This window comes from Isoptericola sp. MSGPD8_1_ISO-PGPR-S23-394 (assembly GCF_058072785.1).
On record NZ_CM176517.1, the window covers coordinates 3,149,121 to 3,166,090 of the forward strand.

The following is a 16,970-nucleotide window of genomic DNA, read 5'->3' on the forward strand; positions in this document are numbered from 1 at the left end:
CGGATCAGCGGCCGGTGCCGTCGACGGCGTACGGCTCGATCGCGGCGATCTCGTCCTCGGTGAGCGGCCCGGCGTCGAGCGCCGCGAGGTTGTCCTCGAGCTGCGCCACCGAGGACGCCCCGATGAGCGCCGACGTCACGCGGGAGTCCCGCAGCACCCAGCTCAGGGCGAGCTGGGCGAGGCTCTGTCCGCGCGCTTGCGCGATCTCGTTCAGGGCGCGGGCCCGCTCGAGGTAGGTCTCGCTCAGTGCGTCGCTCGACAGGAACGGTGAGTCGGAGCGGGCCGCGCGGGAGCCCGCGGGCGCCTCGCCGGACAGGTAGCGCCCGGTGAGCAGCCCCTGCTGCAGCGGGGAGAACACGATGGTGCCCACGCCCAGGTCCTCGACGGCGTCCAGCAGCGACTCGCTCTGCCGGCCGTCATATCGGTCGGGATCCGCAGTGCCTTCAATGTGCCGGTTGAACATCGAGTAGCTGGGCTGGTGGATGAGCATCGGCGTGCCGAGGTCCGCCAGGATCCCGGCCGCCTCCCGCGTGCGCGCCGGCGAGTAGTTCGACACCCCCACGTACAGCGCCTTGCCCTGCTGCACGGCCGACGCGAGAGCACCCATGGTCTCCTCGAGCGGTGTGGAGGGGTCGGGGCGGTGGTGGTAGAAGATGTCGACGTAGTCCAGCCCCATCCGCGTCAGGGACTGGTCCAGCGAGGACAGCAGGTACTTGCGCGAGCCGTGGTCACCGTACGGGCCGGGCCACATGTCGTAGCCGGCCTTGGTGGAGATGACCAGCTCGTCGCGGTACGGACGCAGGTCCGCCGCGAGGTGCCGCCCGAAGTTCTCCTCCGCCGAGCCGTACGGCGGGCCGTAGTTGTTCGCCAGGTCGAAGTGCGTCACGCCGAGGTCGAACGCGCGGCACAGGATCGCGCGCTGCGTCTCCAGCGGGTTCACGTGACCGAAGTTGTGCCACAGCCCGAGCGACAGGGCCGGCAGGTCGAGGCCGGAACGGCCGGTGCGGCGGTAGGTCATCGCGTCGTAGCGGGTGCTGGCGGCCAGGTAGCGAGGTGCGAGAGGCATGCCGTCATCCTGGCACGGCGGTCACGTTCGTTGCCGACGTCGAAGACCCGGTTGTCCACGTCCAGGGCCTCGCGGACCACGTCGGGGTCCACGGAGGCGACGGGCGTGGTCGCCACGGCGGACGCGGGCGTCCGAGGCCTAGGATGCGTGCGGGACGGAGGACGGATGGACGATGGCTACCGGGCGCGCAAGCACGCACCCGCCGTGTGCGACTGGTCGATCGCTCTGGGTGTCGCCGGCCTGGTGCTGGCGGCCGTCCCCGTGGTGGGTGACTGGGTGGCCGCACCGCTCGCCGTCGTGTCGATCGTGCTGGGATCCCTCGGCATCCATGTCGCCGAGCGCGACGGCCGGCCCGGCACCGCCCGCGGGCTCGTCGGAGCGATGATCGGCGTCGTGGCGCTCGGCGTCGTGCTGTTCTCCCTCGCGGCGAGCATCGGGCACGGCTGAGCGCGGGCTACTCCGCCGGCGGCACCGGGAAGTTGGCCCGGAAGAGGTTCTCCGGGTCCCAGTCCCGCTTGACCGTGCGCAGCCGCGTCAGGGTCGGCTCGGGGAAGGCATCGGTGAGCCGTTCCGGGCGCGTGTCCGTGTCGAACGACAGGTAGAGCCCGTCCGCGTGCGGCAGCATCTCTGCGTCCCAGACGACGTCGAGCGCCTCCTGCGACGGCGACATCGCCGACAGCAGGAAGTTCTGCCGCCGGTGCGCGTACGCGGTCGCGTCGCCGGGCAGGTCGTGCGCCGCCCCGCCCGTGGCCCGGACCTGCAGGAAGTGCGCCGCGCCCGACGCCGCGACCCGCTCGAAGGCCCGGGACGTCGCGGTGTCGAGGTGAGCCACCAGGGCGGAGCGCACCGAGGGGTCGCCGCCACCCGTGTGGTGCTTGTCGCCCGCCTGCACGACGCCCGCGTAGGGCAGCAGGTACGCCTGGTGATCGAGCAGCGGCCCGGCGTCCGCCAGCCGTTCCAGCTGTCGCACCGCCGCCTCCGTCTCGTCACCGGCGTAGACGGTCATCAGCTGGGCCACCGGGCCCTGGCCGCGGCGCGGTGGGGAGAGGATCAGGAAGCTGGTGAGCTCGCGGGGCGCCGACTCGACGGCGGCGCCCCAGCGCTCGAGCAGGCCCGCGGTGTCCGAGGCGTCGAGGGCCATCTGCGAGAACACGACGTCGCCCAGCTCCATCGCCTCGACCTCGACCCAGGTGACGACGCCGAGGTTCCCGCCCGCGCCGCGCGCCCCCCAGAAGAGGTCCGGGTTCTCCGCGGCCGAGGCGTGCACGACGCGCCCGTCGGCGGTGACCACCTCGGCGGCGACGACATGGTCGATCGTCAGCCCGTAGGTGCGCCCGAGGAACCCGATACCCCCGGCGGTCGCGAGCCCGCCGACGCCGACCCCGCCGTAGTCGCCGGAGCTGATCGCCCAGCCCCGCGGGGCGAGCGTCTCGGCGACGCGGCCCCACGTCGCCCCGGCACCGAGCCGCACCCGGCGCGTGGCCTCGTCGACGACCTCGATGCCGTCCAGCGCCCCGAGATCGACGACGATCCCGCCGTCGTTGGTCGACCGGCCGCTGATGCCGTGCCCGCCCGACCGGACGCCGAGCGGGACGTCCTGGGACCGGGCGTAGGTCACGGCCTCGGCCACCTCGGCGGCGCTGCGCGGTCGCAGGACGAGCCCGGGCGCCCCGGAGCGCAGGTAGTTGTGCCGCACCGCGTCGTAGGAGCGGTCCCCCGGTTCGACGGCGGTGCTCGCGAGGGCGCCGGGGACGGCGTCGTAGTCGATCCGGTCGCGACGCAGCTCGATGGCCGCCCGCCCTCGCCGTGTCGCGGCGGGCTGCGTGCCGGTGGCGCCACGTTCGCGGGCAACCAGCTCCCGCAGGGCGGGGGCGACCTCCTGGCCGAGCACGGCGATCTGCCGGGGGTCGTCGGTGGCCACGACGAACGTACCGATGCCGTCCTCCAGCGCGAGCTGGGCCAGCTCGTCGACCCACTGCTCGACGGGCCCCTGCAGGAAGCCCTGTCGGTCGGCCGTGATCGCGCCCTGCACGTTGAGCAGGCGGCGGATCTCGGCAGGATGGCGCCCGGCCTCCTCGGCGGTCTCGTCGATGATCGCGTTGCCGCGGGCCAGGTCGCCGTCCTGCAGGTAGCCGAGGGACGGCAGCCAGCCGTCGGCCTGACGTGCGACCAGCCGCAGCATGCGCGGCTTGTACGCACCCAGCCAGATCGGCACGTCGTGCGCCGGCGCGGGGCCGCGCTTGGCGCCCGAGACGCGGTGGTGCTCGCCGTCCGTGCGCAGCACGCGTCGCTCACCCGCGTCCCAGATGCCGCGGACGATCGCGATCGCCTCGGCGAGCGCCGTCACGGACTCCCCCGGGGTGAGCCGTGTGCCGCCCATCGACTCGATGGCGTCCCAGAACCCGCCCGCACCGAGGCCCAGGTCGATGCGACCGCCGGTGAGCAGGTCCAGGCTGGCGACCGAGCGGGCGAGCACCGCCGGCTGCCGCAGCGGCAGGTTGAGCACGTTGCCCGCCAGGTGCACTCGCTCGGTGGCGGCGGCCGCGTAGGAGATCAGGGTCCAGGTGTCGAGGAACCCGGGTTGGTACGGGTGGTCCTGGAACGTCACCAGGTCGAGGCCGGACGCCTCGGTGGCCTGCGCGAGACGGACGGGCTGCTGCGGGTCGCGGTTCGACGGGGTGACGAAGGTGCCGAGGACCAGGTCGTGGCCGTAGTCGGTCATGGAGGCTCCAGGTGCCGAGAGGTAATCTGCACAGCAGACGATATACCTGGCAACTCATCTCGACGACATCGCATTCCGCGCTACGATGCCGGTATGCCCGCACCCGTCGCCCCCTCGCCCTTCGGCTGGTCGCTCGCCGCGCTCCTGCGCGAGTGGAGGCAGCGGGTGACGACCGCCTGCGGCGAGCTCCCGCAGGGCGCGCGGGGCTACGAGGTGCTCGCCGCCGTCGTGCACGACGAACCGCCGACCCAGGCCGCGCTCGCAGCCCGGCTCGGGATCGACCGGACCGTCATGACCTACCTGCTCGACGAGCTCGACGCCGCCGGGCTGGCGCGACGTCAGCCCGACCCGGCGGACCGACGCGCCCGGAGGATCGTCGCGACGCCGCACGGACGCGACGTCGTCGCCGCCCTCGATGCCCAGGTCTCCCGCGCCGAGGACGAGCTGCTCGCCGCCCTGGCTCCGGCGGAGCGCACGGCGCTTCGCTCGCTGCTCGAGCAGGCCGCGACCGGTGCCGCCCCGCACGACGACCGCTGCGCCGTCGTCGGCGAGGCCGTCGACGGCAACGTCTGACAGAGCGGGTCAGCTCGCCAGCCCTGCGGCCGTCCCGCTGTGGGTATGAAATCTCCCACCTGGGGACGCCCCAGGTGGGAGATTTCATACCCACAACGGCGAGCGGCTACGTGACCGCGCCGAGGTGCCAGGGGATGAACTCCTCGGCACCGATGCCCAGCTCCTCGCTCACCGACTGCTCGCCGGACGCGACCGCGAGGATCTTCGCCAGGATCTCCTCGCCGACCTCCTCCAGCGTCGCGGTGCCGTCCACGATCCGGCCGGCGTTGACGTCCATGTCCTCGCTCATCCGGTCGTACATCGGGGTGTTCGTGGCGACCTTGATCGACGGCGTCGGCTGGCAGCCGAACACCGACCCGCGCCCGGTCGTGAACACCACGACGTTGGCGCCGCCGGCCACCATCCCCGTCACGGAGACCGGGTCGTAGCCGGGGGTGTCCATGAAGGTGAACCCGCGGTCGGTGATCTGCTCCGCGTACTCGTACACCGCGGTCAGGTCGGCCGTGCCGCCCTTGGCGACGGCACCGAGCGACTTCTCGAGGATCGTCGTCAGGCCGCCCGCCTTGTTGCCGGGCGAGGGGTTGTTGTCCAGGGTGCCCTGCCCGGCCGCCACGTAGTCGCGCCACCAGTCGATCCGGTCCAGCAGCCTCTTCGCGACGCCCGGTGACGTGGCCCGCGCGGTGAGCAGGTGCTCGGCCCCGTAGACCTCGGGCGTCTCGGCGAGCACGGACGTACCCCCGTAGGCGACGATCCGGTCCGACGCCCAGCCGAGCGCCGGGTTCGCGGTGATCCCGGAGTAGCCGTCGGACCCGCCGCACTCCAGGCCCAGGACGAGCTCGGAGACGTCGCACTCGGTCCGCCGACGAGCGTCCACCGCGGGCAGCATCGCCCGCACGGCCTCGACACCGGCCCGCACCGACGCGCGCACTCCCCCGGTCTCCTGGATGGTCATCGACCGCACCACGGTGTCCTCCGGGATCGCGGCCAGCAGCCCGGCGCCGGCGGCGTCGTCCGGGGCACCGACGCCCGGCATGCCGAGATCGGCGACGGAGCCGGAGCGCGCGGACAGCGCCGCCCCGGGCACCATCTCGCAGCCGAGGCCGAGGACCAGCACGCCCGCGACGTTCGGGTTCGCCGCGTACCCCCGCAGGGTCCGCAGCAGCATCTGGCCGCCCTCGGAGTCGGGCACCAGCCCGCAGCCCGAGGTGTGCGTCAGGGCGATGACGCCGTCGACGTGCTCGAACTCGTCGAGCGCCGCACCGCGGAACTGCTCCGCGATCATCTTCGCCGTCGTGGCCGAGCAGTTCACGCTCGTGAGGATCGCCAGGTAGTTGCGGGTCCCGACCCGGCCGTCCGCGCGGCGGTAGCCACGGAACGTGGGCCGCGGGACGTCGTCGGGCACCGTCAGCTCGGTGTGCGTACCGCCGAGCGGCGCCTCACGCTCACCCGGGTCGAAGCCCAGGTTGTGGGAGTGCACGTGGTCGCCGGCGGCGATGTCCGCCGACGCGACGCCGATGACCTGACCGTACTTGTGCACCGGCGCCCCGGCGGCGACCTGCCGCAGCGCGACCTTGTGGCCTCGTGGCACGGTCTCGCGCACGACGACGGTGGTCCCGTCGGGCGCGACGGCGCGGTCGGCAGGGGTGAGGTCGCGCGTGGCGACGGCGACGTCGTCACCCTGGCGGAGCACGAGCAGGTCGTTCATCAGGTGGTTCCGTCCTCGACATGGCGACAGCCCCACCGGTCGGCGGGGCTGGGACCGTCGGGTGCGGGGCCGCCGGAGGTTCCGGTCGGCGGCCCCGCACCCTTCGGGTCAGGTGAGCCGTGGCATCGGCTCGGGACCGAGGTGGCTCAGGAGGTGGCAGCCTCGACCTCGGAGAGGAACGCCTCAGCGGCCTCTGCCGGGGTCATGGAGCCGAAGAGCACCTCGGAGTTCAGGCGGATCATGATGTCCTGGACGTCGCCCGCACCGTTCGGCGGCACCGGCGGGCCGTCGACGATCTCGTCCTCGAGGTCCGCCATGAAGTCGGCGACCTTGGCGTCCGCGGCCTCGAGGTCACCGAGGATGGACTCGCGCACCGACAGGTTCGAGGGCAGGCCACGGTCGGTCAGCTGGAGCGCGGCGACCTCGGGGTCGTTGAGGAGAAAGTCCACGAACATCGCCGACTCCTCCGGGTGCTCGGAGGTCGCGGAGACCGCGTAGAACATCGCGGGCTTGAAGTACATGCCGGTCCGCTCGTACTCCGTCTCGCCCGGCATCCGCAGCAGCTCGAGCTCGCTGCCCGAGGCCGAGCTCAGCGCGCCGAGCTGGTTGGACCACCACACGCCCATCCCACCGGTGTTGGTGCCGAGCAGCGAACCCTCCGGGCCCGCGTTCTGGATCTCCACGGTGCGGCTGCCGTCCGGCGCACCGCCGTTCTCCTGCAGGTCGAGCCCGATCTGGAAGAACTCCTCGACCGTGGCGGCGTCGACCCCGAGGGAGCCGTCCTCGTTGTAGAGGTTCTGCCCCTTCTGCCGCGCCAGGATGCTGAGCCCGGCCTCGTTGAACCCGATGTCCTGGGTGCCGTAGACGTCGTCGCCGGCGGCCTCGGAGAGCTCGCCCGAGACGTTGACGAAGTCCTCCCACGTCCAGGTCGTGTCGTCCGGCACCTCGACGCCCGCGTCGGCGAAGATCTGCGGGTCGGCCATCATCGCGTAGGCGTTGACACCGGTGGCCAGGCCGTAGAGCGTGCCGTCGACGCGGCCGCCGTCGACGATGGTCTCGGGGATCTCGGCGGTGTCGATGTCGAGGGACTCCAGGTCCGCGAGCACGCCACGGCTGGCGTAGTCCGCGATGAAGCGCTCCTCGTGGGTGATGACGTCCGGGGTGTCGCCGCCCGCCGTCGAGGTGGCGAGCTTGTCCCAGTAGCCTCCCCAGTCCGTGTAGTCGGGGACCACCGTGATGCCCGGGTTCTTCTCCTCGAAGAGGTCGATGATCTCCTGGGTCGTCTGGTGCCGGTCGTCCGAGCCCCACCAGGAGAAGCGGATCTCGACGCCGTCGCCGTCGCTGCCGCCGTCGTCCTCGGCCTGCGTGCTCTCGGAGCCCGGGCCGCCGCTCGATCCTCCGGCGCAGGCTCCCAGCGCCATCGCACCGGCCGCCGTCATGGCGATGAAGGCGGCGCGGGTCCGTCCACGCCGAGTGGTCGTCGTTGCTCGCATGATTCTCCTTGGGTGTGCGTGACGAAACGTCGTCGTTGTCATCTAGCAGGAGCCCCCGCCGTCGGGAGCCTCGTCGGAGCGGTTACTTGATGCCTGTCGTGGCGATCCCCTTGACCAGGTACTTCTGGCCGAAGAGGAAGACGATGAAGACCGGGATGAGCGACACGATCGACATGGCGAACAGCGGGCCCCACGAGCTGTTGCTCGTGGCGTCGATGAAGGTCCGCAGCGCGATGGGCACCGTGTACATGTCCGGCCGGGTGAGGAAGATCAGCTGGCTGAAGAAGTCGTTCCAGGTCCAGATGAAGGTGAAGATCGCCGTGGTGGCGAGCGCCGGCAGCGACAGCGGCAGCATGATCTGCAGGAAGATGCGGCCGTGCCCGCAGCCGTCCAGGCGCGCCGCCTCGTCCAGCTCCTTGGGCAGCCCGCGGAAGAACTGGACCATGAGGAAGATGAAGAACGCGTCCGTGGCCAGGAGCTTGGGGACGATGAGCGGCAGGAACGTGTTGATCCACTGCAGCTCGGAAAACAGGATGTACTGCGGCACGATGATCACGTGGATCGGCAGCATGATCGTCATGAGCATGATCGCGAACCAGATCGGCCGGCCGCGGAACTTCAGCCGCGCGAACGCGTAGGCCGCCATCGAGCACGAGATCAGGTTCCCCACCACGGACCCCAGCACGATGATCGCGGAGTTGAGCAGGTAGTGGTGGAACGGGTGCAGCAGCGCGTTCCAGCCCTCGCCGTAGTTCGACAGGTCGATCGCGCTGGGGATCAGGCCCGGCTCACGGAAGATGATCTCGTTGGGCTTGAACGAGCTCGAGAGCATCCACAGCAGTGGGTAGAGCATGATCAGCCCGAAGCCGATCAGCAGGACGTGCTTGAGGACTCGTCGGACCTGCGGGCCTGCCTTGCGCCGGCGCGGGACCTCGGGGACCTGGGCGGCGACCTCGGACAGCGAGCGTCGTTCCCGCACGGGCGGCTTCGTCGTCGTCTGGGTGGGTGCGTCGGGGCGCACGGGCGTGTCAGTCATCGTAGAAGACCCAGTACTTGGAGGCGAGGAAGTTGACGGCGGTCATGCCGGCGACGATGAGGAGCAGGAACCAGGCCATCGCCGAGGCGTACCCCATGTCGAAGGACTTGAAGCCGTTCTGGTACAGGTACAGCGTGTAGAAGAGCGTCGAGTCGACCGGACCGCCCGTCCCGCCGGAGACGATGAACGCCTGCGTGAACGACTGGAAGGCTCCGATGAGCTGGAGCACCAGGTTGAAGAAGATGATCGGGCTCAGCAGCGGGATCGTGATGGTGAAGAACTGCCGGATCTTGGAGGCGCCGTCGATCGAGGCGGCCTCGTAGTACATCGCCGGGACCTGCCGCAGCCCGGCGAGGAAGATGATCATCGGCGCGCCGAACGTCCACACGTTGAGGATCATCAGCGTGCCCAGCGCGTAGTCCGGGTGCGAGACCCAGCCGTAGCCCTCGATGCCGAAGTAGGCGAGCACCTGGTTCACCAGGCCGTCGGCCCCGAACACCTGGCGCCACAGCAGCGCGATGGCCACCGAGCTGCCGAGCAGCGAGGGCAGGTAGTACACCGACCGGTAGATCGCGAGCCCGCGCAGGCCGCGGTCCAGCACCATCGCCAGACCGAGCGCCGCCATGAGCTGCAGCGGCACCGAGATGAGCACGTAGCGCAGCGTCACGCTCAGGGACTGGAGCCAGCGGGGGTCCTCGAACATCCGCTGGTAGTTCTCGATCCCGATCCAGCTAGGCGCCTCGAGGAGGCTGTAGTCGGTGAACGACAGGTACAGCGAGGCGAGCAAGGGAAAGGCGGTGATCAGCCCGAGCCCGAGGAACCAGGGGGCAAGGAAGATGGCGGCTGCCTTGCCGTCACCCTTGCGCGTCTCGCGGCTCGCGCCACGGGTCTTGGCGACCTCTTGGATCACAGACATGGCCGCACCTCCCCGTGCGGCGCCGTGATGGACACCATCGTCGTCCTCCCGATCGTCGTCGATCGCAATCCGCCGGCCGTGAGGCTCCGTGCCCCAGCCCCGGGAAACCGGTTGCTGTCGAGGAACGTACCACAGGAGGAACCGGTTTCCCATGGTGTACCGTCATCTTCTGGACCGACCCCGCGTCAGGGACGTCGGCCGTGATCAGACCGTGATCCACGCGTGATCCACGCGTGACGCGAGGACGGAGGCAAAGATGCCCGGCGCGAAGACACGCCGTCCCGGGGTGACGATCGCCGACGTCGCACAGGCGGCCGGCGTCTCCCGAGCGACGGTGTCGCGGGTGATGAACGGCCGGAGCACGGTCGACCCCGCGATCTCCGCCCGCGTGCAGGAGGCCGCGATCGAGCTGAGCTACCGCCCGAGCAACGTCGCACGCAGCCTGTCCCTGGGCCGCACGACGACGGTCGCGCTGGTCGTCCCCGACCTCGGAAACCCCGTGTTCCAGCAGATCCTCGGCGGGGTCTCGTCAGCGGCCGGCGAGGACGGCTACCGCGTGCTCGTCGCCGACTCGGCCGAGGACCCGAGCGCCGAGGCCGCGATCGCCCGCGAGGCGCGGCACCGCTGCGACGCCCTCATCCTGGTCTCGCCCCGCATGCCCGACGCCGCCCTCGACGCGCTGCTGCCCGAGGTCTCCCCCGCCGTGGTCATCAACCGCGAGGTCGCGGGCGGGACCCCCAGCCTCGTGGTGGACTACGCCGACGCGACCGTGCAGGTGGTCCAGCACCTGATCGACCTCGGGCACCGCCGCATCGCGTACCTTTCCGGGCCGGCGGCCTCCGTCTCGGACGGCGCCCGGCGCCGCGGGCTGACCCTGTGCGAGCACCGGCACCCCGACCTGGAGATCGTCGACATCACCGCGGGGTCGGACATCGCGGCGGGCCACGCCGCCGCCCCTGCCGTGCTCGCCAGCCGCGTCACCGCCGCGGTCGCGTTCAACGACCTGGTCTCGTTCGGCCTGCTGGCCGCGCTCAACGAGGCCGGTGTGGCCGTGCCCACGGACATCTCCGTGGCCGGCTTCGACGACATCGAGCTCGCCCGGTACGCCACCCCGGGCCTGACCACCGTCGCCGTCCCCCAGGAAGAGCTGGGGCGGCACGCCTGGAGGGAACTGCACGCCGTGATCGACAACACCGCGAGCGCCGCCGACTCGACCCGCTTCGGGGTGCGGCTCGAGGTCCGGGCGAGCACCGGACCGGTGCCCCGGACCGCCGCCCGCGCCGAGGCGCCCGTCCAGGTGGCCACCGAGCCGACGCCGCCCGACACCGTGCCGGGCGAGGCCGAGCAGGCACCCGCGTGGACCGTCGAGAACGGTGTCCCCGTCCTGCGGCGCGCCGCGGACCGGGTGGCGCTGTCCCGCTACGAGTCCGGCGCAGGGCTGCCCACGATCCACTCCCCCCGCCCCTTCCTGCACCCGGTCCACTCGCTGGCCGGCGTGCCCCTCACGGAGTCCGGCCCCGTCGACCACCGGCACCACTACGGCGTGAGCATCGCCGTCGCCGACGTCAACGGCACCAGCCACTGGGGCGGTCGCACGTTCGTCACGGACGTCGGCCCCACCCTGCTGCCCAACCACGGACGCCAGACGTCGACCAGCACCACCGTCGACCCGCTCTCGCCGAACCTCCTGCTCGACACGGTCCTGTGGACCGACGAGCACGGCGACCCGCAGCTCGACGAGCGGCGCCGCATCGGCGCCCGGCTGCTCGACGACGGCTGGGCCCTCGAATGGCGCTCGACGCTGCACGCCGCGCACGGTCCGCTCGAGATCCGTTCCCCCGCCACCAACGGCCGCCCCGGCGCCGGCTACGGCGGCGTCTTCTGGCGCCTGCCGATCGCCGAGTCCACTCGTGTGCTGTCGGCCGACGGCGAGGGCCAGGACCTCGCCCACGGGTCGACGTCGCCGTGGGTCGCGTTCGTCCAGCGGCACCGGGACGCCCGTGGCACGGAACGGACCACGACGACCCTCCTCACGCAGACGTCGCCCGCACGCCACTGGTTCCTGCGCTCCGAGGAGTACCCCGGCGCCTGCCCGGCGCTCGCCTGGGACACGCCTCTGCAGGTGCCCGCCGGCGGGACCGTCGAGACCGGTGTCGTCGCGGCACTGATCGACCGTGAGCTCGACGCCGACGAGGCGGCCACGCTCGCCACCGGTCTGCGCTGACGCTCCCCACCCACCCACGGAGAACTCCATGACGAACGTTCGCCTCGCCGTCGTCGGCATCCACGGACACGGCGAGAAGCACGTCGAGCACGCGCTCGGGCTCGACGGCACCGGACGCGCGCGGCTCAGCGCCGTCGTCGACCCGCGCGAACCCGGCGACGGGCACGCGGCGCACGGCACGGACACCCCCTGGTTCCCGACGTTCGGCGACCTGCTGTCCTCGTCCGACCCGGACGTCCGCCCCGACGTCGTGGTCCTGTGCACGCCCATCCCCACGCACCTGCCGCTCGCCAAGGCCGCAATGGAGGCGGGGATGGACGTGCTGCTGGAGAAGCCGACGACGGCGTCGCTCGCCGAGCTCACCGAGCTCGTCGCGATCAGCGACCGCACGGGCCGGCTGTGCCAGGTCGGCTTCCAGACCTTCGGCTCGCACGCGCTCGACGCGGTGGCGGAGCTGGTGGCACGTGGCGAGATCGGCGACGTCGTCGGCTACGGCGCGGTCGGCACCTGGGTGCGCGACGCCGCCTACTGGGCGCGCGCACCGTGGGCCGGCCGGCGACGGCTGGACGGCCGCGACGTCGTCGACGGCGTGGTGACGAACCCGCTGGCGCACGCGGTGGCGACCACGCTGCGCATCGGCGGCGTGACCCGCGCCGAGGACGTGGCCTGGGTGGACACCGACCTGTACCGGGCGAACCCGATCGAGGCGGACGACACGTCGTCCGTCCGCGTGACGGCGGCCGACGGGACCCGGTACGGGTTCGGGCTGACGCTGTGCGCCGCCGAGCGGGGCACGGCCCACGTGCTGGTGCTCGGCACCCGGGGCGAGATCGAGCTCGAGTACGAGCACGACCGGCTCGTGCTGCGCAGCGACCGCGTGACGATGGACAAGACGTACGGCCGCACCCCGTTGCTGGAAGACCTGCTGGACGTGCACGCGGCGCGGGCCGCCGGCGACCCCGAGCGCACGCTGCTGTGCGACGTGCGCGACACCGGAGCCTTCATGCGCGTGCTCGAGGCGGTCCGCACCGGGCCGGACCCCCGCGCCGTGCCGGACGACGTCGTCACCTGGCACGGCGACGGCGACACCCGGCGCCCGGTGGTCCGCGACGTGGAGTCGTGGTGCGAGCAGGTGGCCCGCACCCAGCAGACGTTCACCGAGCTCGGGGCGCCCTGGGCGTCCTGAACCACACGCCCTGACGGCCTACAGGTCGATGCCGAGGCTGGCCACCGGCACCACCTGGCCGGTGACGAGCGAGCGGTTGCCCGCGACGCCGACGGCGACCGAGCGCAGGCCGTCCACCAGGCCGGCCCGCCGCTCCAGGGGGTCGGGTGCGGGGCCGTCGGCCGTGCCGTCGGTCGTCAGGTGTCCACGCAGCACGTCGTGCAGCATCGCGGCGTCACCCTCGCGGTGCCCCGTCGGTCCGCCCAGGGGCACCTCCACCGCTCGCCCCCAGTGCTCCTGCACCACGAGCCGTCCACCGGCCCGCCGCACCTCGCAGCACCCGGGCACCTCAGAGCGGACGCCCGGCAGGCCGGCCGTGGTGTGGCACCGTTCGACCACGTCCAGCTCGACCCGGCCGCGAGTGCCGTTGATGGCTACCCGGTAGCCCTCCCAGGGGCTGTGGGCCGTCAGCGAGTACGTCATCGACGCACCCGAGCGGTAGCCCACGAGCACGCTGAGCGTGTCCTCGATCGTGGCGCCCGGCCCGAACGGGTCCTGGTCGCGCCGGTAGCCGTCGGTGTCCGCGCCGTCGAGGTACAGGGCGCGCAGCTCCGGGTCCGCGGCGAGGTCGAGCGCGTACCGCGGCCCGCCGTCCCCGGCCGCCTCGCCGTAGAAGCGGAGGCCGCCGCGCGCGTACACCGACTCGGGGACGTCCTGCGTCCACCAGTTGACCAGGTCGAAGTGGTGGCTGGCCTTGTGCACGAGCAGTCCGCCCGACGCCGCCTTGTCCCGGTGCCAGCGACGGAAGTAGTCGGCGCCGTGCGCGGTGTCGAGCAACCACTCGAAGTGCACGGAGACGACGTCGCCGACGCGCCCGTCCGCCACCACCTGGCGCAGCGCCGCGTTGGCCGCCGCGTACCGGTAGTTGTGCGCCACCGTGAGCCGGCGGCCGCTGCTGCGGGCCGCGTCCAGGATCGTGTACATGCCCGCCGCGTCGATGGTCAGGGGCTTCTCGACGACGACGTCCGCGCCGTGGTGCAGCGCAGCGGCCACGTGCGCCGCGTGCGTCCGGTCGGGCGAGGTGACCACGACGACGTCCGGCCGCACTTCGTCGAGCATGCGGTCGACGTCGTGCGCGTCGTAGCCAGCCGGCTCGCCCGCACCCGCGCGGCGCGCCCGCTCGGCATGGAAGGCGAGGCGGGCCGGGTTGGTGTCGCACAGCGCGGCGAGCTCGGCGACGTCGGCGTGCTCGCCCGTCATCGCGTCCACGTAGAGACGAGCCCGGTGCCCGGTGCCGACGATGGCGTGGCGGCGGGCGGGCGGTGCGGGATCCGTCGTGGACCCGGTCCTGGCGGCCGGCGCGGCGAAGGTGGCGGACGTCATCGTCAATCTCCTGGGTCGATGCTGGGCAAGCGCTTTCCATGCCACACTACCCGCATCCGCTGCGGGTATGAAATCTCCCGTTCTTCGTCGCGAAGAACGGGAGATTTTCATACCCACAGCGCTCGGGGCGGTGCGAGGTCGGGTCGGGGTGGTGCAAGGGTGGTGTCAGGTGAGGTCGACGCCGAGGCCCAGGTCCGCCAGGCGCACCGGGTCGCCGGTCTCCAGCGACCGGTTGCCCGCGTAGCCGACGCCCGAGGCTCGCAGCCCGTCGACGAAGCCCGCCGCCCGGCGCAGCGGGTCGGAGTCGTCCCGGCCCACGAAGACGTCGCTGAGCAGGAGGTTGTCGCCACCGCCGTGCCCGCCGGGCCCGACGGCGACGATCTCGCGCTCCTCCGCGCGCTCCCAGTGCTTCTGCACCAGCAGGCGCTCGCCGGCGGGACGCAGCTCGTCGTCGGCGAACGCGTCGGTGAGACTGGGGTCGAGGATCGCCTTGCCGTCGTCGCCGAAGACGACCGAGCCGCGCTCGACGACCTCCAGCTCGGCACGGCCGCGCGAACCGTTGACCACGACCCGGTAGCCCTCCCACGGCGCCGACGCCGTCAACGAGTAGGTGAGCATCGGCCCGCCCGCGTACTCCACGACCAGGGCGAGCGTGTCCTCGGTGGTGATCCCGGCGTCGAACACGGACCGGTTGCGCACGTAGCCGTCGTGCGCCTGGGCCTCGGGGCCGTACAGCTCGTGGAGGTACGGGTCCTTGTCGAGGTCCAGCCCCCACGGGTCGATGCCCTGCTCCCGCAACGCCTGCTCGCCGGCCGTGGGCTCGTAGCCCTGCGCGTGGGCCGCGTCGTCGCCGTAGAAGCGACGGCCGCCGCTGGCGAAGACCCGGGTCGGGACGTCGTCGATCCACCAGTTGACCAGGTCGAAGTGGTGGCTCGACTTGTGCACGAGCAGACCGCCGTTGTTCTTCTTGTCCCGGTGCCAGCGGCGGAAGTAGTCGGCGCCGTGCACGGTGTCCAGCGCCCAGTCGAAGTGGACCGACAGCACCTGGCCGATCTCGCCGGAGGCGATGACCTCGCGCAGCGCCGAGTTCCGTGGCGAGTAGCGGTAGTTGAAGGTCATCGTCAGGTCACGTCCGGTCTCGGCGACGGCGTCGGTGATCCGGCGCGCCTCCTCGGCGGTGGCCGCGATCGGCTTCTCGACGACGACGTCGGCGCCCGCCCGCAGAGCACGGGACACCAGGTCCGCGTGGGTGTTGTCGATGCTGGTGACGACGACCCGGTCGACCCGCTGCTCGGAGATCGCCTTCTCGAGGTCGTCGGGGGTGTAGACCGGCCGGGTACCCCCGACGGCGGCGGCGACCCGCGCCTCGTGCACGGCGGCACGGACGGGGTTGGGCTCGACCCACGCGACGATCTCACCGGAACCGGCGTGGGCGTCGACGAGGGCCGAGACGTACATACCGGCCCGGTGTCCGGTCCCGACGACGGCGTAGCGGAGGCGGTCGGAGGTGGTGGAGGGCAACGTCGGACTCCTGTGTCTTCGGCGAGAAAGCGGTTTCCCGCCAACTGTACCCGAGGCCCCGAGGCCGTGCGCTACCTCGCGCCGCCGTGCGCTACCTCGCGGAGGGGGTGAGCACGACCTGGCCCGCCCAGGTGAACCCGCCGCCGAACCCGAACAGCAGCGCCGGCGCCCCCGCCGGCAACCGCCCGTCGTGCCACCACTTGGACATCCCCAGGGGGATCGAGGCGGCCGACGTGTTGCCCGACTCCGTGATGTCCGTGACGACCACGCGGTCCTCCAGCCCCAGCGACTTCGCCAGCGGCTCGATGATCCGCAGGTTGGCCTGGTGGGCCACCAGCACCTCGATCTCGTCCAGGCCGATCCCGGCGGCGTCCACGACCCGGCGCGCCCGGTCCGCCGCGCGCGTGATCGCCCACTTGAACACCGCCCGGCCGTCCTGCGCGAACCGCTCGGCCGGCGCCTCGATGCGGACGGCGGGCGTGATCTCCGGCTCGGACCCCCACACCACGGGGCCCACCGCGGGCTCGTCCGCCGCCTGCATCACTACTGCACCCGCACCGTCGGCCGTGAGGATGCAGGTGGACCGGTCGGTCCAGTCGGTGACCGCGGTGAGCTTCTCCGAGCCGATGACGACGGCGGTGCGAGCGGTCCCCGTACGGATCGCCTGGTCGGCGAGCCCCACAGCGTAGGCGAACCCCGAGCAGGCGGTGTTGACGTCGATGACGCCGGGGCCGACGACATCGCGCAGGTCCGGCTCCTCCTCGCCCTCCGGCGTGCTCGCCCCGGGCTGCACGCCGGTGCGCAGCGCGTACGCCACCCGCCCGGCCGTGTTGGGCGAGCGGTCGGCAGCCGTGGCCGTGGCGACGACGATCAGGTCGACGTCGTCGCTCGCCACCCCGGCGTCGGCGAGCGCGTGCTCCGCGGCGGCCGTCGCCATGTCCGCCACCGTGACGTCGTCGGCGGCGACGTGCCGCGTGACGATGCCCGTCCGGGACCGGATCCACTCGTCGTTCGTCTCCACGAACCGGGCGACGTCGTCGTTCGTCATGACCTTCGCCGGCTGGTGGTGGCCGAGGCCGACGATGCGGGAGCCGGCAGCACCGGCGGGCAGCGTGAACATGGTCTCGATCATTCCACGCGACGGCGGCCGGTCGGTGCCGGGGGCA

General features: G+C 72.2%; 13 protein-coding genes. 4 read left to right on the forward strand and 9 right to left on the reverse strand.

Translation table 11 applies throughout. From position 1 onward, the window contains the following. Window positions 1-4: 4 nt before the first annotated feature. On the reverse strand, window positions 5-1,066 hold the full coding sequence (gene mgrA / locus AC3RJ8_RS14500; protein WP_489713267.1) for an L-glyceraldehyde 3-phosphate reductase: 1,062 nt from the start codon (window positions 1,064-1,066) through the stop codon (window positions 5-7). Between the two features lie 165 nt (window positions 1,067-1,231). Here mgrA and AC3RJ8_RS14505 point away from each other — a divergent pair, with 165 nt between their 5' ends. Further along, window positions 1,232-1,513 (forward strand): hypothetical protein, encoded by a 282-nt coding sequence (locus tag AC3RJ8_RS14505; RefSeq protein WP_407319121.1) that lies wholly within the window; start codon window positions 1,232-1,234, stop codon window positions 1,511-1,513. Window positions 1,514-1,520: 7 nt separating this feature from the next. Here the strand turns inward: AC3RJ8_RS14505 and AC3RJ8_RS14510 are convergent, their stop codons facing one another. After that, on the reverse strand, window positions 1,521-3,788 hold the full coding sequence (locus tag AC3RJ8_RS14510) for an LLM class flavin-dependent oxidoreductase (RefSeq protein WP_489713268.1): 2,268 nt from the start codon (window positions 3,786-3,788) through the stop codon (window positions 1,521-1,523). Window positions 3,789-3,881: 93 nt separating this feature from the next. On the opposite strand from AC3RJ8_RS14510, the gene AC3RJ8_RS14515 reads away from it, so the two are divergent. Beyond that, window positions 3,882-4,361 carry a MarR family winged helix-turn-helix transcriptional regulator gene (locus tag AC3RJ8_RS14515; RefSeq protein WP_489713269.1) on the forward strand — a complete coding sequence of 160 codons (480 nt, stop codon included), beginning with the start codon at window positions 3,882-3,884 and terminating at the stop codon, window positions 4,359-4,361. A 106-nt stretch (window positions 4,362-4,467) separates the two neighbouring features. Here AC3RJ8_RS14515 and AC3RJ8_RS14520 read toward each other — a convergent pair whose 3' ends face one another. From AC3RJ8_RS14520 to AC3RJ8_RS14535, 4 genes are all read right to left on the reverse strand, one after another. Further along, on the reverse strand, window positions 4,468-6,066 hold the full coding sequence (locus AC3RJ8_RS14520; RefSeq protein WP_489713270.1) for a UxaA family hydrolase: 1,599 nt from the start codon (window positions 6,064-6,066) through the stop codon (window positions 4,468-4,470). 146 nt (window positions 6,067-6,212) lie between these two features. Next, window positions 6,213-7,559: an ABC transporter substrate-binding protein gene (locus AC3RJ8_RS14525; protein ID WP_489713271.1), complete on the reverse strand. Its 1,347-nt coding sequence runs from the start codon at window positions 7,557-7,559 to the stop codon at window positions 6,213-6,215. Window positions 7,560-7,641: 82 nt separating this feature from the next. Further along, window positions 7,642-8,595: a carbohydrate ABC transporter permease gene (locus AC3RJ8_RS14530; RefSeq protein ID WP_489713272.1), complete on the reverse strand. Its 954-nt coding sequence runs from the start codon at window positions 8,593-8,595 to the stop codon at window positions 7,642-7,644. After that, complete coding sequence (locus tag AC3RJ8_RS14535) at window positions 8,588-9,511, reverse strand: carbohydrate ABC transporter permease (protein ID WP_489713273.1); 924 nt, start codon at window positions 9,509-9,511, stop codon at window positions 8,588-8,590. Before AC3RJ8_RS14535 ends, AC3RJ8_RS14530 begins: the two co-directional genes overlap by 8 nt. Window positions 9,512-9,767: 256 nt before the next feature. On the opposite strand from AC3RJ8_RS14535, the gene AC3RJ8_RS14540 reads away from it, so the two are divergent. Both AC3RJ8_RS14540 and AC3RJ8_RS14545 read left to right on the forward strand, forming a co-directional pair. Beyond that, window positions 9,768-11,735 carry a DUF6807 family protein gene (locus tag AC3RJ8_RS14540; protein ID WP_489713274.1) on the forward strand — a complete coding sequence of 656 codons (1,968 nt, stop codon included), beginning with the start codon at window positions 9,768-9,770 and terminating at the stop codon, window positions 11,733-11,735. Window positions 11,736-11,763: 28 nt separating this feature from the next. Next, entirely contained in the window at window positions 11,764-12,921 is a 1,158-nt protein-coding gene (locus AC3RJ8_RS14545) for a Gfo/Idh/MocA family protein (protein WP_489713275.1), read from the forward strand. An 18-nt stretch (window positions 12,922-12,939) separates the two neighbouring features. Here the strand turns inward: AC3RJ8_RS14545 and AC3RJ8_RS14550 are convergent, their stop codons facing one another. From AC3RJ8_RS14550 to AC3RJ8_RS14560, 3 genes are all read right to left on the reverse strand, one after another. After that, the gene (locus tag AC3RJ8_RS14550; RefSeq protein ID WP_489713276.1) at window positions 12,940-14,283 is read right to left on the reverse strand and encodes a Gfo/Idh/MocA family protein; all 1,344 of its coding nucleotides are present in this window, start codon (window positions 14,281-14,283) and stop codon (window positions 12,940-12,942) included. Window positions 14,284-14,448: 165 nt separating this feature from the next. Further along, window positions 14,449-15,804, reverse strand: coding sequence for a Gfo/Idh/MocA family protein (locus tag AC3RJ8_RS14555; RefSeq protein WP_489713277.1), 1,356 nt, complete (start codon window positions 15,802-15,804; stop codon window positions 14,449-14,451). A 91-nt stretch (window positions 15,805-15,895) separates the two neighbouring features. Next, window positions 15,896-16,924: a 3-oxoacyl-[acyl-carrier-protein] synthase III C-terminal domain-containing protein gene (locus tag AC3RJ8_RS14560; RefSeq protein ID WP_489713278.1), complete on the reverse strand. Its 1,029-nt coding sequence runs from the start codon at window positions 16,922-16,924 to the stop codon at window positions 15,896-15,898. Between the last annotated feature and the right edge of the window lie 46 nt (window positions 16,925-16,970).

Excerpts from the sequence above, each read along its gene's own strand:
- mgrA (WP_489713267.1), bottom strand. The coding sequence starts at position 1,066 with ATGCCTCTCGCACCTCGCTACCTGGCCGCCAGCACCCGCTACGACGCG.
- AC3RJ8_RS14505 (WP_407319121.1), top strand. The coding sequence starts at position 1,232 with ATGGACGATGGCTACCGGGCGCGCAAGCACGCACCCGCCGTGTGCGAC.
- AC3RJ8_RS14510 (WP_489713268.1), bottom strand. The coding sequence starts at position 3,788 with ATGACCGACTACGGCCACGACCTGGTCCTCGGCACCTTCGTCACCCCG.
- AC3RJ8_RS14515 (WP_489713269.1), top strand. The coding sequence starts at position 3,882 with ATGCCCGCACCCGTCGCCCCCTCGCCCTTCGGCTGGTCGCTCGCCGCG.
- AC3RJ8_RS14520 (WP_489713270.1), bottom strand. The coding sequence starts at position 6,066 with ATGAACGACCTGCTCGTGCTCCGCCAGGGTGACGACGTCGCCGTCGCC.
- AC3RJ8_RS14525 (WP_489713271.1), bottom strand. The coding sequence starts at position 7,559 with ATGCGAGCAACGACGACCACTCGGCGTGGACGGACCCGCGCCGCCTTC.
- AC3RJ8_RS14530 (WP_489713272.1), bottom strand. The coding sequence starts at position 8,595 with ATGACTGACACGCCCGTGCGCCCCGACGCACCCACCCAGACGACGACG.
- AC3RJ8_RS14535 (WP_489713273.1), bottom strand. The coding sequence starts at position 9,511 with ATGTCTGTGATCCAAGAGGTCGCCAAGACCCGTGGCGCGAGCCGCGAG.
- AC3RJ8_RS14540 (WP_489713274.1), top strand. The coding sequence starts at position 9,768 with ATGCCCGGCGCGAAGACACGCCGTCCCGGGGTGACGATCGCCGACGTC.
- AC3RJ8_RS14545 (WP_489713275.1), top strand. The coding sequence starts at position 11,764 with ATGACGAACGTTCGCCTCGCCGTCGTCGGCATCCACGGACACGGCGAG.
- AC3RJ8_RS14550 (WP_489713276.1), bottom strand. The coding sequence starts at position 14,283 with ATGACGTCCGCCACCTTCGCCGCGCCGGCCGCCAGGACCGGGTCCACG.
- AC3RJ8_RS14560 (WP_489713278.1), bottom strand. The coding sequence starts at position 16,924 with ATGTTCACGCTGCCCGCCGGTGCTGCCGGCTCCCGCATCGTCGGCCTC.